The organism is Shewanella sp. LZH-2, assembly GCF_016859145.1.
GTDB classification, from domain to species: Bacteria; Pseudomonadota; Gammaproteobacteria; order Enterobacterales; family Shewanellaceae; genus Shewanella; species Shewanella xiamenensis.
Genome location: NZ_CP069350.1, coordinates 580,688 through 595,975 on the forward strand (window position 1 = coordinate 580,688; position 15,288 = coordinate 595,975).

General features: G+C 45.8%; 15 protein-coding genes. 7 read left to right on the forward strand and 8 right to left on the reverse strand.

Going from position 1 to position 15,288, the window contains the following annotated elements; all coding sequences use genetic code 11:
- Positions 1-169: 169 nt before the first annotated feature.
- Complete coding sequence (locus JM642_RS02700) at positions 170-499, reverse strand: c-type cytochrome (protein ID WP_172590884.1); 330 nt, start codon at positions 497-499, stop codon at positions 170-172.
- Between the two features lie 492 nt (positions 500-991).
- Positions 992-1,723, reverse strand: coding sequence for an SDR family oxidoreductase (locus JM642_RS02705; RefSeq protein WP_203432659.1), 732 nt, complete (start codon positions 1,721-1,723; stop codon positions 992-994).
- A 159-nt stretch (positions 1,724-1,882) separates the two neighbouring features.
- On the opposite strand from JM642_RS02705, the gene JM642_RS02710 reads away from it, so the two are divergent.
- Entirely contained in the window at positions 1,883-2,722 is an 840-nt protein-coding gene (locus JM642_RS02710) for a LysR family transcriptional regulator (RefSeq protein ID WP_069454181.1), read from the forward strand.
- Positions 2,723-2,786: 64 nt separating this feature from the next.
- Here JM642_RS02710 and JM642_RS02715 read toward each other — a convergent pair whose 3' ends face one another.
- Positions 2,787-4,325, reverse strand: coding sequence for a tetratricopeptide repeat protein (locus JM642_RS02715; protein ID WP_203432661.1), 1,539 nt, complete (start codon positions 4,323-4,325; stop codon positions 2,787-2,789).
- A gap of 236 nt (positions 4,326-4,561) precedes the next feature.
- Here JM642_RS02715 and JM642_RS02720 point away from each other — a divergent pair, with 236 nt between their 5' ends.
- Together JM642_RS02720 and JM642_RS02725 are read left to right on the forward strand one after the other, a co-directional pair.
- The gene (locus JM642_RS02720; protein WP_037422362.1) at positions 4,562-5,044 is read left to right on the forward strand and encodes a hypothetical protein; all 483 of its coding nucleotides are present in this window, start codon (positions 4,562-4,564) and stop codon (positions 5,042-5,044) included.
- Positions 5,045-5,467: 423 nt separating this feature from the next.
- Positions 5,468-6,643, forward strand: a complete 1,176-nt coding sequence (locus tag JM642_RS02725) for a type III PLP-dependent enzyme (RefSeq protein ID WP_037422364.1) — start codon at positions 5,468-5,470, stop codon at positions 6,641-6,643.
- A gap of 62 nt (positions 6,644-6,705) precedes the next feature.
- On the opposite strand, the gene JM642_RS02730 is transcribed toward JM642_RS02725, so the two are convergent.
- Positions 6,706-6,918 (reverse strand): DUF465 domain-containing protein, encoded by a 213-nt coding sequence (locus JM642_RS02730; RefSeq protein ID WP_037428200.1) that lies wholly within the window; start codon positions 6,916-6,918, stop codon positions 6,706-6,708.
- A 413-nt stretch (positions 6,919-7,331) separates the two neighbouring features.
- Between JM642_RS02730 and udp the strand changes: the two genes are divergently transcribed.
- Positions 7,332-8,090, forward strand: coding sequence for a uridine phosphorylase (gene udp, locus JM642_RS02735; RefSeq protein ID WP_037422367.1), 759 nt, complete (start codon positions 7,332-7,334; stop codon positions 8,088-8,090).
- Between the two features lie 108 nt (positions 8,091-8,198).
- On the opposite strand, the gene JM642_RS02740 is transcribed toward udp, so the two are convergent.
- Positions 8,199-8,951: an outer membrane protein OmpK gene (locus JM642_RS02740; RefSeq protein ID WP_144344812.1), complete on the reverse strand. Its 753-nt coding sequence runs from the start codon at positions 8,949-8,951 to the stop codon at positions 8,199-8,201.
- Between the two features lie 488 nt (positions 8,952-9,439).
- On the opposite strand from JM642_RS02740, the gene JM642_RS02745 reads away from it, so the two are divergent.
- From JM642_RS02745 to JM642_RS02755, 3 genes are read left to right on the forward strand one after another with little or no spacing between them, the layout of a single operon-like run.
- Positions 9,440-9,910, forward strand: coding sequence for an NfeD family protein (locus tag JM642_RS02745; RefSeq protein WP_037422373.1), 471 nt, complete (start codon positions 9,440-9,442; stop codon positions 9,908-9,910).
- Positions 9,911-9,921: 11 nt separating this feature from the next.
- The gene (locus JM642_RS02750) at positions 9,922-10,857 is read left to right on the forward strand and encodes a slipin family protein (RefSeq protein WP_037422376.1); all 936 of its coding nucleotides are present in this window, start codon (positions 9,922-9,924) and stop codon (positions 10,855-10,857) included.
- Positions 10,857-11,789, forward strand: coding sequence for a stomatin-like protein (locus tag JM642_RS02755; RefSeq protein WP_037422379.1), 933 nt, complete (start codon positions 10,857-10,859; stop codon positions 11,787-11,789). Before JM642_RS02750 ends, JM642_RS02755 begins: the two co-directional genes overlap by 1 nt.
- A gap of 217 nt (positions 11,790-12,006) precedes the next feature.
- Here JM642_RS02755 and JM642_RS02760 read toward each other — a convergent pair whose 3' ends face one another.
- The 3 genes from JM642_RS02760 to argS form a co-directional block, all read right to left on the reverse strand.
- The gene (locus tag JM642_RS02760) at positions 12,007-12,231 is read right to left on the reverse strand and encodes a hypothetical protein (protein WP_023266915.1); all 225 of its coding nucleotides are present in this window, start codon (positions 12,229-12,231) and stop codon (positions 12,007-12,009) included.
- Between the two features lie 567 nt (positions 12,232-12,798).
- Entirely contained in the window at positions 12,799-13,494 is a 696-nt protein-coding gene (locus JM642_RS02765; protein WP_144376308.1) for an SPOR domain-containing protein, read from the reverse strand.
- A 3-nt stretch (positions 13,495-13,497) separates the two neighbouring features.
- Complete coding sequence (gene argS, locus JM642_RS02770; protein ID WP_069454185.1) at positions 13,498-15,243, reverse strand: arginine--tRNA ligase; 1,746 nt, start codon at positions 15,241-15,243, stop codon at positions 13,498-13,500.
- Between the last annotated feature and the right edge of the window lie 45 nt (positions 15,244-15,288).

The window sequence follows — 15,288 nt, forward strand, 5'->3', positions numbered from 1 at the left end:
CCCTGAGTGTTCCGCTGGCACTGGCTCAAGGCTCTGTGCCAAATTTACCCAACAGGAGGCCCTGAGGTGTGCTCCCCATTTTTCTCTTATTGGGCTTGGATTTTATTTCAATGGGTTAACTTGCAGTTGCAGGCCTGCGGTTATCCCTTTGATTTAGGCTTAGCAGCAATTAACCGCAGGTTTGCGGTTGCTCCGAGTCGGCGGCATGGTCATACAGAAATTGCTGTATATCTTTGAGATCTTGCTCGGTGAGGCCGTTGAATACCTCTGGTTTGAGTTTATGTTTATCTTTGTCGAAGAAGCGATCCCATTGGCTCATGGTTTTGCTCATTGGGGTTAGCTCGCCACCTTCACCACTTTGGCTATGGCAGGCTTTACATTCTTTTTTATAGAGGTGTTTCCCTTTTTTAGGATTACCCCCTTCGGCGGCATAGGCTTGAAGGCCTAAGCTGCTAATTAGTGCGACGGCGATTGCGATCTTAGTTGAAGTTTTCATCATCTCATCCTTTCTTAATTGTCATTCACATGACTTTGTTGGTGGAATGTGTCTATTGCTTCCACCTTGTGAATAAATTTATCAAAGGTGATGGGATGTTTATTTGAGGTATATCACCTTCATTAAAAAAATCTAATTGATAAAAATTTCATTGATAAAAATCTAATTGACTGATGAGGGGTGACTTTGACAGATATTTACATTTGCAAAAACAACAGGTTGTTTTTGCAGCTAAATTAGTATGTTGTGTAGTAGGGTAGGTTTAAGGTTGTAAAGGTCTGAAAATGGATAGTGATCGAGTTAACACTTTGTAAAATTTGCAATATCTAAAGTAGTTATTCGAAATGATTTAGCTCCATTTTCGCTGTATGGAGGGGGAGATTTTGTCTACTAGGTGTTGATAACGCTTGACTGAGTTTTAAATTTTTTAACGCAGCGGCACTCGCACACTGCGTTTCACCCATGATTCTGGCGAGGTCGCGCCAAGCACGTTGCTTAAGGTTGCTGGCGTGTTGGCGCTAACACTATCTCACGCACACAGACATTTTGCGGTTGTTGCCAAGCAAATAATGCTGCTGCGGCAACGTTTTCCGGGGCGATCACACCGCCCATTTGTACTTTCCAATCTTGATAGCCAGCTTTGATAGCATCATCCGTGGTGTGGCTTAAGAGTTCTGTCTCGACCGCTCCCGGTGCAATAGTGATTAGGCGTACATCGTCCATTGCCACTTCTTCGCGGATGTTTTCGGTTAAGGCATGCACGGCAAATTTAGTCGCGCAATAAGCCGCATGGTTGGGGAAGGTCTTACGTCCCGCCACTGAGCTGATGTTGATAATGGTGCCCGTTTTGCGCGCCTTCATTCCGGCTAAAACTGCATGGATACCATTGAGTACGCCCATTACATTGATATTGAGCATACGGCTCCACTCGTTAGGATCTTGGGTATCGATTTGCCCAAGCAACATGACGCCTGCGTTGTTGATTAGGCAACCCACAGGGCCAAACTGTGCTTCCGCTTGGTTAATCGCCGCCTTGATAGCGTCTGCATCGGTTACATCAACGCTGATGGATAAACTGTTTGGTAAATCAATGGCTTGCATTGCCTCGACGCGGCGCGCTAACAGTAAGAGTGGGTGTCCGGCAGCACTAAAACTTTTAGCGATAGCTGCGCCAATACCAGATGAAGCGCCTGTGATCACAACGAGGGATTTATTGGGCTTTGCCATTTGAGTTTCCTATCTTTATCTGCGAAGAATATGGTTAATTGAGCAATATCTAGCTTGTTCATCAGTATAGATGGGGATTTTTAGGCTGGAAAATACTTATTCCCACTGGATATGATAGGATTTTCCTATGACATATGCTGGGCAGACTGGTGAAGGCTGATGGTAGATTTACGCTTATTACGCTTTTTTATCGCAATTTATGAAGAAAACAATATTACCGCGGCGGCAACACGTTGTTATGTCAGTCAACCCTCGCTTTCCGCTGGGCTCAAGCAGCTAGAGGAAGAGCTTGGCGGCGCCTTATTCGAGCGCAGTAAAAAGGGCGTAAAGGCCTTGGATAGCGCTCACTATCTGTATCCACTGGCGGTTAAGTTGGTGGAGGAGGCCAGTAAATTGCCTGCTCTATTTATGGCAAAAGCGAGTCGGCAAAAGTTGCGCTTAGCCGTGATGCCCGATCTGAGTCAGCGTCGTCTTGCAGGATTATTAACTCAAATCAATCAGGCGATTAGTCATTTAGATTTAGAACTGGTGGATTATCAAAGCCCTGCGGATTGCAGGTTAACTTTAGACAGTTTACGCCATGAGGATGAAGTGTTTTTTCCGCTGTGGGAGGAGGATTATGTGCTATGCGTGCCGACTGAGCATCCGCTTGCGCAGCTCAGCAGTATTCGTCCCGAAGAGTTAAGTCAGTACGATTTTATTGAGTGCCCACCCTGCGAAGCGCATCAGCAAACCATAGGCTTACTCGCATGCAGTAATTTGTCGCTTAATTTGGTGGCGAAGGCAGAATCTAAGTCTTTAGTGATGTCGCTGGTATTGGCGGGATTTGGGGTGAGTTTTCTTCCCGATGGATTAATCGAAGACGAGCCTCGGCTTAAACAGATTAAATTCGATGGGCCTCGGATGTTTCGCCGTATTGGTTTGTGTTATCCATCCCATCAAACCGTTGCGCCTACGTTGGCAACATTGCTGCGGCATTTGAGCAAAACCACGGCTTAAGCCGTGGTTTTTAATAATAGGGTTTGGCCAAACGGCTAAACCCTAGTAATCAGCAATTTAATCCTTATTCATTACTCTGTAAGTAAGGTGCTAGCTGAGTTTCAATCCTCTCGATTTCATCTTGGGCATACAACAACTCGGACTCTGTTAAGCGAGGCAGGACTTGTTGTTGATACAAAAGCTGATCGCTATTCATCCCGTATTTGCCAAAGTTGCGCAGTAATATGCTCGACCAAATATATGTCTGAACCGGTTTATCAATCGACTCATGGCGGTTGATATCAACGAGGGCTTGCATACCATCTTGGCTGCCCAAGTCGGCAGCTTTACGGTACCAAGTCTCTGCGGTTTGCAGCGCTTCGCGGCTCGGATGCTCACCCTTGCGGTAGATTTCTGCTTGGTTAAGGTAGTAATAAGCTTGCTGCTCATTGGGGATAGGATGTTGATGCAGAAAGTTATTACACAGGCTTTGGGCTTCGCGGATCTCTAGGGTACCTAAGCGCTTACTGAGCTTCTCATATGCGTCTTGATAGTCACTGATATGGCTCATCGCTGCGAGTTGGTAATACATTAAGGCTTTAATCGGTTGGCGCGAGACGCCTAAGCCTTCTTCATAGATTTTACCTAGACCGAATAGGGCTTCCTCTTGCCACTGGGACGCTAGCGTCTCGAATTCTGTTCTTGCCTGTTGATAGTCATTATCCGTTTGTGGGTCGAGTAGCTTAAGGTGTGCCAACGCTAACTTGGCAAAGACATTGTCAGCGGCGCAGGATTTTTCTAGCCAGTGGCGGGCTTTGCCGTAGTCGACGGCAAAATCTTCACCATAGAGGAAACGTTTGCCTAGGTAATACTGGCGAAAATCATTTTCTGCAGCATATTCGCTGAGTAAAGCTTCGGCGCGGACGAGGTCCTTAGGGCCGCCTTGGCCAGCGGCCAGCATATGGCCTAAGTTATCTTTTGCAAGTTCATCACCGGCGGCGACGGCTTTCTCAAAGTATTCCCGCGCTTTGCTATAGTCTGGCGTGACACGTTCATCGTGCCAATACAAGGTGCCTAGGTGGTAATAGGCATCTTGGTTGCCTTGGGCGGCCGCCTTTTCGAACCAATAAATGGCTTGGCTAGCATCGGGATCGAGAAAGGGTTGTCTGAGATACAAATAGGCGAGCTCATATTGAAACTCGACTTGCCCCGCTTCGGCATTGGGTTTGAGTTGTTCTACCTGCGCGATTAACTCGTCTGGCGTTTGTGCTTGCGAAGAGAGCAAGTTAGGTAGGGTGAGCATGGCTAAATATTGTGGCTCTAATTCAGCTGCTTTTTTATACCAATCGTTGGACGCCTTGGGATCGGCGGGCACCTGTGGAAATCGACCAGAATACAGTTCGGCCATGGCAATGGCGGCAATGGCTAAGCCTTTATCAACGGCCTGCTGAATATAGTCTAGGCCTGAGTTGACTTCGCCCTGATTGATTAATGTGAGTCCATGATTGAGTAGCGCCGAGGGTTCCCCTGCGGCAAGCGCTTCGGCTTGAATCTTCTTTTTTTGGTACTTTGCGAAAAAAACAAAGAGTACGATAAAGGCTATAATGATAAGTATCAACAACATAGTATTCCGTCACTATCGATATTTTGGCAGCACAGTAAACTTGTAACAGACTAAAATTGCAAGTGTACTGTTTGAAGTTAGGTCGCTAAGTCTGATATATCCCATGCGGGTGGACGTCTTTTAAAGACGTATTCGTGATGCATTGTGAAGCGTATCATGTAATAGCTCGGATTAAATGAGCGGCTTACCAGACTCGGGTATGCTATTGCCCGTATCTAAAATGGAGCTAAGTGTTTATGAGAAAGCTGTTGTTGTGCCTGTCCTTCCTTTTCACTCCCATGATGGCGTTGGCTACAAGTTATGTAGCGGGAGACGCGATAAGTCCTATTTCATTGCAAGATCAAAATGATAAGGCGGTCAGTGTTACCGAACAAACCAAAGTAGTGCTCTTTAGTCGTAGCATGAAAGGTGGCGATATCATTAAAGAAACTCTAACGCCTTTAACGGGGGATAAGTTTCCTGCGCATTTAGTTTATGTGGCTGATATCAGTGGTATGCCATCGCTGATAGCCAAATTTGTGGCTGTACCACAAATGCAGGAACTGCCTTTTGCCATTGGTTTAGACAGGGAAGGGCAGATTAGCCGCCTATTGCCCGATACCAAAGATATGGCAACCATGATTTTATTGGATAATCTCAATATTCAAGATATTGCTTACTTTGACTCCAGCGAAGCCCTAGGCCAAGCCTTAGTCAAATTAAATGAGTCACAGCAGTAAAGTCGTAGGACTACGCCCTATCTGAGGGGGAGATATTTCCCCCTCTTTTATATCTGACTAATCCCTATATAACACTACAGATGTGTTTTCTCGCTTGGTATCACTACACCGTGGAACTTAATTAAGGTTCATCCTATCGTTTTCTCCCTGATAATCTGCCCTTAGCTAAAGCGGGCTGCCATCTTAAAAAATTCATTTTTAGCGCCAATAAAGCTCAAGATTCTTCGCTGAACTCTTATGCATAATTATCTGTTTTAAAAATAGTTTTTTTAGGTCCAATTCGGCTTAATATTTGTTGGAATAAAAAGTTAGTTATTAAGCATAAAAATTCGTTGCGTTAACTAAAAAAATAGCGTTTACTGCGCACGTTTTTAAGACACATAACGACTTTTTATCATCTGACCCAAAGGAGACTCTGGCCCAATGAGCCAATTTCAATCTATTGATGTTGCTGACTATTATGATGCTCAAACCTTCAAACGTATTGAAGAGTTTGCGAAGGATAAAGCGACCCCGTTCGTAGTGATTGATACCAGTATCATTGCGAAACAATACGATGACATGGTTAATAGTTTTCCTTATGCCAATGTTTATTATGCAGTTAAGGCAAACCCCGCGGCTGAGATCCTGACATTACTAAAAAATAAAGGGTCAAACTTTGATATTGCCTCGATTTATGAGCTAGATATGGTTATGAATGTCGGCGTTACAGCTGACCGTGTTAGCTATGGCAATACCATTAAAAAGCGCCAAGATGTACGTGCTTTTTATGAGCGTGGCGTGCGTATGTATGCATCGGATTCTGAAGCTGACTTACGTATGATCGCCGAAGAAGCGCCAGGTTCACGCATCTATGTGCGTATCCTGACCGAAGGCACAGACACCGCCGATTGGCCACTGTCTCGTAAGTTTGGTTGCCAAAATGAGATGGCTTATGAGCTGTTAGTGTTGGCGAAGGAATTAGGCTTAGAACCCTACGGTATTTCATTCCACGTGGGTTCACAGCAACGTGATATCGGTGCTTGGGATTCGGCGATTGGTAAAGTGAAAAGTATCTTCGATCGTTTGCGCGATGAGCACAATATTGTATTGAAGATGATCAACATGGGGGGCGGTTTCCCTGCGAATTATATCGACAAAACCAATCAACTCGGTGTCTATGCTGAGCAAATCACTCACTTCCTGAAGGAAGATTTTGGTGATGATCTTCCCCAAATTATTTTGGAGCCGGGTCGTTCGCTGATCTCTAACGCTGGGGTGCTGGTGTCTGAGGTGGTGTTGATCAGTAAGAAATCCTACACCGCATTAGAGCGTTGGGTGTTTACCGATGTGGGTAAGTTCTCTGGTTTAATCGAAACCATGGATGAGGCAATTAAATTCCCAATCTACACCCATAAACAGGGTGAGCTGGATAAGTGCGTGATTGCTGGCCCAACCTGCGACAGCGCCGACATTATGTATGAGCACTACAGCTATGGTTTACCGAATGACCTAGCGATTGGAGACCGTATGTACTGGTTAACCGCCGGTGCTTACACCACGACTTATTCAGCGGTGTGTTTTAATGGCTTCCCACCCCTGAAAGATTACTATCTGTAATCGGTCTTCGATAGCAACAAAAAGGGCGCTGCGGCGCCCTTAGTTTTTCCCGTGATAGCAGCTTAGCTGTGGGATTTGAGAATTTGATAGATCTCTTCTTTTAAGTGGAGTTTTTTGCTCTTGAGCTCTTTCACTGCGGGATTGAAATCACTACCGACACGTTTTTCCAGTTGTTTGATTTCCTCATCTAATTGATTGTGCTCGTTGAATTTACGTTGAAAATGAGCATCTTGGGTCTTTAAGGTGGTAATCAGATCTCGGTACTCTGGAAACATTGGCGTTCTCCTTGTCGTCTTTCTACTGTGCTTTGGTCTCGTCTTAACCCTAACCTTAGGCATAATGAATAAACGTGATATGGATCAATATTTGTCCTTCTACAGGTTAATACTAAAGCGTGATTTCAGCAAATCAGCTATAAATCAATGATCTATATCTTTTATATTGCTTGATGTGGCGATTGAGTCAGATCTGACTCACACTTTATTCCACGTAATTGATACAAGCTCACAGAAGCATCACAGATTTGCTATCTTTGTGATCAAGCTGTAATAGATTTGGTAATTACATTACGGATGAACAATTCTTCTTGCCGATAATTCTGTGATCAAGTTAACCTTCACCGCTTCGATACTAGGTTAAAGTCGATTATATAAGAATTTTACTATCAAAAATGAAAGGGGTTTTCACGATGGCTGATGTATTTCATTTAGGTTTGACCAAAGCGATGCTCGATGGCGCTACGTTGGCGATTGTGCCAGGCGATCCTGAGCGTGTAAAACGTATTGCTGAGTTAATGGATAATCCAACGTTTCTTGCAAGCCACCGCGAGTACACCAGCTACCTAGCGTATGCTGATGGTAAGCCAGTGGTGATTTGTTCTACCGGTATCGGTGGTCCATCAACATCGATTGCGGTAGAAGAGTTAGCGCAATTAGGCGTGAATACCTTCTTACGTGTTGGTACTACAGGTGCGATTCAACCCCATGTGAATGTGGGTGATGTGATTGTGACTCAAGCGTCAGTACGTTTAGATGGCGCGAGCTTACATTTTGCACCAATGGAGTTCCCAGCAGTGGCTAACTTTGAATGTACCACAGCTATGGTTGCTGCGTGCCGCGATGCGGGCGTAGAGCCACATATTGGTGTTACCGCATCTTCAGATACCTTCTATCCAGGTCAAGAGCGTTACGACACTGTCACTGGCCGTGTGACCCGCCGTTTTGCTGGTTCAATGAAAGAGTGGCAAGAAATGGGCGTGCTGAACTATGAAATGGAATCAGCTACCCTATTTACTATGTGTGCGACTCAAGGTTGGCGCGCTGCCTGTGTGGCGGGTGTGATCGTAAACCGTACTCAACAAGAAATTCCTGATGAAGCAACAATGAAGAAAACCGAAGTCAGTGCGGTTTCTATCGTGGTTGCAGCGGCTAAGAAGTTACTCGCGTAATCTTGGTTAAATATCACTCCCCTGCAAAGCGAGTGGCTCAATAACAAAAAAGGTGCCTTGGGCACCTTTTTAATTTTCAAAAGTAACTTTGACTTTTGCCAGTCACTGTTAGAAGTGGTACTGAGCAATTACAGAGTAAGTGTCTTGGTCGACACCTTTCACGCCGTATTTATTGGTCCACAGATCGTACTCGATACCTACCAGCAGTTTATTTGCCTTATGGTCACCAAATAGGCTCTTACCTAAATCGTATTTAAGCTGAGGATTAAAGTGGAAGTTCTCTTCATAACCACTGTTGTCTGTTGCAAATACCCAATCGATAAAGCCATCGAGAATGATGTTAGCAGACCCTACAGGGATATCGATTCTGAATACTGGGGTGAACTGCCAGCCATCACTGATGTTGCCTGAGCTCATCGCATCGCGACGATAGGTATTAAAGTTAAGGTAAGTAAAGTAAGGTACGGTAACATCGACCCCTAAGCCATAGAGCAAGCTATGCACAGGGCCTTCACCTTCTTCGTAGGTGAGGGCTAATGAAAGATCGGTGATTGGGCCGAAGGCAATCTTTTCGCCGAGGATTTTACTCGCGCTAAAGCGAGGTGAAATCTCTCCGTAGGTGGTGCTATCCATGCCCGTGTGGTCGCCTTTGAAATAGATAAAATCTTGGAAGGCAAACCAATCACCGTATTTCCATGCACCAGCGGTTTCGAGTGTGACTGTCGTTTGCTTGTCCGAAGGAGCCAAGTCGTAGTCTTCGCCATAAAGGGCGGTTGCACTGAAATCCCACCACTGTACTAAGTCACCAGCAAATGCTTGAGGTGAAAGCATTAATGCTAGACATAGGCATGTCTTTTTCATTGTTATTTCCTGTTGTAGGGGTAGAGGTTAATAAGGTTGTACTCAGTTCCTGCTCTGTGCACTGTATGGCAAAGCGACTCAGGTGTTGTGTCTTGAGTCGACCCCCGACAGAGAGCTAGGTCAAAAGTGCGGGCAATATATGCAAAAATTTACAATTATTCAAAGTTTTTATCGAATGTTGTTGTGAAAATCACATAATCATATTGTGGGTTTGTATTTGCTTAATTTATTGATTTTGTATGATTATTTATTGTTTTAATTCTTGTTTGTTGATGTTTTAAGCTAACTTTTTGAATTGATTGTGCTTAATTTTAGAACAGAAACCCATAGCGTTTTCCCTATAAAGCGATTCAGCCTATTAGTCAGCTTCAGTTATTTCCCTTGCTGTCGTGTAAAAATCGGCGTATAAATTTATGACATATTATGTCTCGCGTCTGTTGTTCTGCTGCTATAGTGCTGCACTGGATGCTCTCATTTCAGGGGGAAATATGGAGTTTTCGAATCTGATTGTCATCTGGTCTATTATCGGGATTATCTTGATGCTAGCGGAACTGGTGATACCCGGAGGTATAGTTGTGCTTCTTGGCGCGGCCTGTTTAGTGGTCGCAGGTGCCTTAGGTATTGGCCTAGTGGAAGGCTTAGTTCAAAGTCTCACACTGTGGTTTATGTCGGCCATTGTCCTATTGCTTGCCTTTCGGCAAGTCACACAAAAATTGGTCGGTGGGGATTCCCATGTGGACAACACCGATGAAGAACTTGATATCTACAATCAAATCGCTCGAGTGAAACAAACCATAGGCCCAGGACAAACGACAGGAAGAGTCGAGTTTCAAGGGAGCGAATGGCCCGCATTGGGGGATGGTAGTGTCATTGCTGCGGGCTCTGAGGTCAGGATTATCTGCCGTGAAAACATTGCCCTAGTGGTTGAGCCTGTTCATCAGGCAACGTCTCAAAACTAAAGGATGAGTCTATGTTTGTGTTTACCTTAATCATTTTATTTGTCTTGTTTATTCTCTATAAGCTCATGCTAATAGTGCCAATGCGTGAGGTGCATGTCATTGAGCGTTTAGGGAAATTTCGCACCGTACTCCAACCGGGATTTCATTTCTTAATTCCCTTTTTCGACCGTGTGGCCTATCGCCACGATACCCGTGAGCAAGTGCTCGACGTGCCGCCACAAAGCTGTATCTCCAAGGATAATACACAGCTTGAAGTCGATGGCTTAGTGTATCTTAAGGTCATGGACGGTAAATTAGCGAGCTACGGTATTGAAAACTATCGTAAAGCTGCCGTCAATCTGGCGCAAACTACGATGCGTTCTGAAATCGGTAAGCTCACTTTGAGTGAAACCTTTTCCGAGCGTGACCGCTTAAACGAATCCATAGTGCGCGAGATTGATAAGGCGTCTGAGCCTTGGGGGATCAAAGTCTTACGTTATGAGATCCGCAATATCACGCCATCGCGCCACGTGATCCATACCCTTGAAAAACAAATGGAAGCCGAGCGCCGTAAACGCGCTGAAATTACCCTAGCCAATGCTGAAAAGGCTGCGATGATCAATATGTCAGAGGGTGAACGCCAAGAAGCGATTAACATTTCTGAAGGCCAAAAACAGAAGCGTATCAACGAAGCTAAGGGTACAGGCCAAGAGATTGCCATTATTGCTAAGGCAAAGTCCGAAGGCATGGCAATGATTTCCCAAGCGTTAGCGGTTAATGGCGGTACCGATGCGATGAATATGTTGTTAAAAGAGCAGTTTATTGCTCAGGTTGGTAAGATCCTCAACGATTCGCAAGTGTCGGTCGTCCCGGCTGAAATGGCAAAACTCGAAGGATTCTTCGAAGGAATGGAACAAGTCACCCAAACCGTGGCTGGCCATAATGCAACTAGCAAAGGAGCACGCTAATGGAAATCCCATTGAATACTGATGTCGCAGTAATGGTTATTTGGGGACTGATTTTCGCCATATTTGTGATTAAGCTGTTCCAATCCATTCGCTTAGTCCCGACTAAATCGGCCTATATCGTTGAGCGTTTAGGTAAGTACCACTCGACGTTAGATGCGGGTTTCCACACCTTGATCCCATTTGTCGATAAAGTGGCTTATATCCATGACTTAAAAGAGGAAACTATCGACGTGCCGCCACAGGAGTGCTTCTCGAGCGATGAGGTGAATGTGGAAGTCGATGGGGTGATTTATATTTCTGTTACCGATCCTGTGAAGGCAAGCTACGGCATCACCGACTATCGTTATGCGGCTATCCAGCTGGCACAGACCACCACGCGCTCAGTGATCGGCACCTTAGATCTCGACCGCACCTTTGAAGAGAGGGATGTGATTTCGGCCAAGGTAGTGGAAGTGCTCGACCAAGCAGGCGCCATGTGGGGGATCCGCGTGCATCGTTATGAGATTAAAAACATTACGCCGCCCGAGACGGTGAAAAACGCCATGGAAATGCAAGTGAATGCCGAGCGTGAGCGCCGTGCATTACTGGCAAAGAGTGAGGGTGATAAGCAGAGTAAGATCAATCGTTCCGAAGGGATTAAAGCGGAAACGATTAACCGTTCTGAGGGGGAAATGCAGCGTCGTATCAACGAGGCCGAAGGTAAAGCGGAGGAGATTTTAACGCTGTCGCGTGCCACGGCGGAATCGATTGAACGTTTAGCAACAGTGATTGCCGCTCCTGGTGGCCATAACGCACTGCGTATGCAACTCGGTGAGCAGTACTTCAAGCAGCTTGATGGGTTAAGCCAAAAGTCTAGCCGTATTGTGTTGCCCGGTAATATGGTCGATTTCGATTACTGGATGAATAGCATAGGCTTAAAAGAGAAAGCTTAAGACACTAAACCATGCAGTTGCTTAAATATTCATAAGCTTAAGACCAATATACCTAAGGCCAAATAGTGATATTTGGCCTTATTTTTTGCGGTTTTGCATAGGATTGACAAGGATGATTGGTTGAAAATGTTTCGGACGAATGCATCTAATTAATGCGGTACAGGGGGAATTCAATGAAGCCATCCGTTGGCGTTACATTGTATTAAGACTAAGCGCGTTAATAGGCCAAACGTTCAGAGATTTCGGAGTGGGAATGGGTTTCGATAAGCCGCGCGATAGTGTCTTGTTCAAGTACTGCTAAGGCGGAAATTTCGTTGTAAATCTTATCCTGCACATCTAAAGGCATGTGAACATGCTCCATAAACATCCGGATACTTAAGGCGTCACCACTTTTGAACAGTTGGCTAAATTCAGAGGCTTCGATCTCGATTAATGCATTCATAATACTTCACCCTGAGGTTGGTTTTTGGAGAGTAGACAACAGGTTTTGCTGTTTATTAAGAGATACGCCTAAGTTTGATCTAGGTCAATTAAATGCCATATTAATCTTTCTTAATAAACAAATTTACTGTGTAAAAATAGGTGGTTATAAATTCTATAAAATGAAATTGTGACTTATACCAATCACATTAAATATCTAATCAGTTCAGAGCCTCACAGGCATCTCAATCCAAGGCGCATTGACGAAGAAATGGTTATTCCCTTTTAAGTCAATGTAACACGGGAGTGAGATGCCTGTGAGGCTCCCGAAGGGCGGGGTTGAACGTGCTTTATACTACGTTTAAGGCTTTCGACAGAGCGCCACTATGCCTTCAAGCCTTCGCCTTGTCTAAAGCCCGTTTAACTCCCGCTGAATGAACAGATATTTAATACGATTGGTATTAGCTCAATGTTTAAAGCGAGGCGAAAGAGGGTGGTTGGGAGCGGACTTCAGTTGGCAAGAAGATAAAAAATCGCGGCGCGTGATGGCTCACGCGCCGCGATTCAGAGACTCATTTTCCGAGTAGGATTACTTAGGAATGGCTAAGAGTTGGCAGCCATTGATCCCTGCATTTTGCAAGGTGTGACGCTTACGCTCGGCATCACGTTTGCGCTCATAAGGCCCGAGGATGACTTTGTACCAAGTGCCTGAGGTGCCCTCAATTTGTCTGACCTGCGCTTCTAATCCTTGGAATGCAATCACGGCCTTCATCTGGTTCGCCTGCGACTCCTGACGGAATGAGGCGCACTGCAATTGATATTGCTGTGGAGCACGCGTTGCCACGACATCAGGAATATCCACTTCGACGTGTTTATTCTCAAGCTCGTCCAGATAGGTCCATTCTTCCTTGGGTTTTGGCGGCAAGGCATTCGGATCTTTCTTCGGCACTTCAACTACCGGCTGTTCCTCTACCGGAGCGGCGACGGCGACTTCTTGGCGCTCAACCTCTTTCACCTTTGGCGTTAGCGTTGCAGCGGGTTCTCTTGCCTTCACTTCTTTTTCTGTTTTGACTTCTACAGGCGCTTCCTGCTTGGCCGTGTCTTTAATGCTCCACAGAAAATAGCCAAAACTGCCTACAGCAATAAAGGCAAACAGGATCAAAGGAATAGGAAGTTTACGGCTAGGCGGGGCCTTTTTAGCCGCAGGCCTTGCGCGTGTCGCGCGGATCGGGCGCGGTTTTGCGCCCGATTGCGGTCTTCTGTTGGCATAGTCACGATTGCTCATGGCTTACATCCGTTCTAGGGTTTCGATACCTAGTAGATTTAGGCCTTTTTGCAGAGTGCTCGCCGTCAGTTGTGACAGCAGTAAACGACTGTTTTTTTGCTCGTCGTTATCGGCTGCAAGCACTGGGCAGGCCTCATAGAAACTAGAGAAAGCCCCTGCTAATTCATAGAGGTAACCGCAGAGCACATGTGGTTGGCCTTTGTCGATAACACGGCTTAGGATTTCACCAAACTGCGCCAGTTTGTTGCCTAGATCTTTCTCTTTTTCGTGGTCGAGTACGATTTTGGCTTGGCTTAAGTCAACATCGGTCGCACGCTTAAAAATGCCAGCGACACGGGTGTAAGCGTATAACAGGTAAGGCGCGGTATTGCCTTCAAAGCTCAGCATTTGCTCGAAGCTGAAGATGTAATCGCTGGTTCGGTTTTTCGACAGATCGGCGTATTTGACTGCGCTGATCCCCACTACGCGGGCAATTTCAGCTAAGGTCGCTTCATCCATATCTGGATTCTTACTGCGAACTAATTCCAGCGCGCGGCTGTTGGCTTCGTCGAGCAGATCAACTAATTTCACCACGCCACCAGTACGGGTCTTGAACGGACGACCATCTTCGCCATTCATAGTACCAAAGCCTAAGTGCTCGAGTGACATATCCTCGCGGACAAACTTGGCCAGTTTGGCAAGGCTAAACACTTGCTGGAAGTGCAGTGCTTGGCGTAAATCAACAAAGTACAGCACGCGGTCGGCTTTGAGTACGCTTGAGCGGTAACGCATCGCGGCTAAGTCGGTTGTTGCGTACAGGTAACCACCATCGGCTTTTTGAATGATAACCGGCAGCGGTTCGCCTTCTTTTGTGCGGAAGGCCTCTTGGAAGACCACTTTGGCGCCGTTACTTTCAGTCAATAAACCTTGGGCATCTAAATCTTTAACAACTTGCTCTAAATCGGCGTTGTAGGCGCTTTCACCGTGCACGTCGGCGCGGGTTAAACTCACCCCTAAACGCTCGTACACTTCGTGGCAGTGGCTTAGTGAAATATCGTTAAATTCGCGCCACAGTTTGTTGCAGTACTCATCACCGGATTGCAGTGCAACAACGAGCTGACGGGCGCGGGTCGCGAACTCAGCCGATTCGTCGAAACGCAGTTTGGCGGCGCGGTAGAAGGTTTCGAGATCCGATAACTCTAATTGAGCTTGTTCGCCATTGGCCGCACGTAATTCTTCCATGTAAGCCAGCAACATACCAAATTGGGTGCCCCAGTCGCCCACGTGGTTTTGACGAATCACTTTATGGCCTAAAAACTCGAGGGTGCGAACCACGCTATCGCCGATGATGGTTGAGCGCAGGTGACCTACGTGCATCTCTTTGGCGAGGTTGGGTGATGAATAATCCACAACGATAGTTTGTGGTGCGGGTAATTTGATCCCTAAATGCGCATCGCCAATCGCGGCTTGTAATTGGTTAGCCAGTGCGCTGTCATCGATGAAGAAGTTGATAAAACCTGGGCCTGCGATTTCAACTTTTGCCACATAGGCGGAGGCGGGAAGGTTGTCGATGATCAGCTGTGCTAATTCACGCGGATTTTTACCTGTTGCCTTGGTTAGCATCATGGCTACGTTGGTTGCCAAGTCGCCATGGCTCTTATCCTTGGTTCGATCTACTTGAATTCGGGCCTCAAAATCCGCAGGTAAAATACCTTGTTGTTTAAAGGATTCGATAGTTTGTTCAAGTAATGATTGGATATGTGATTTCATGGGTTAATTAGCTACTAACTTTAAGAGTGAATACAGGGAATAACC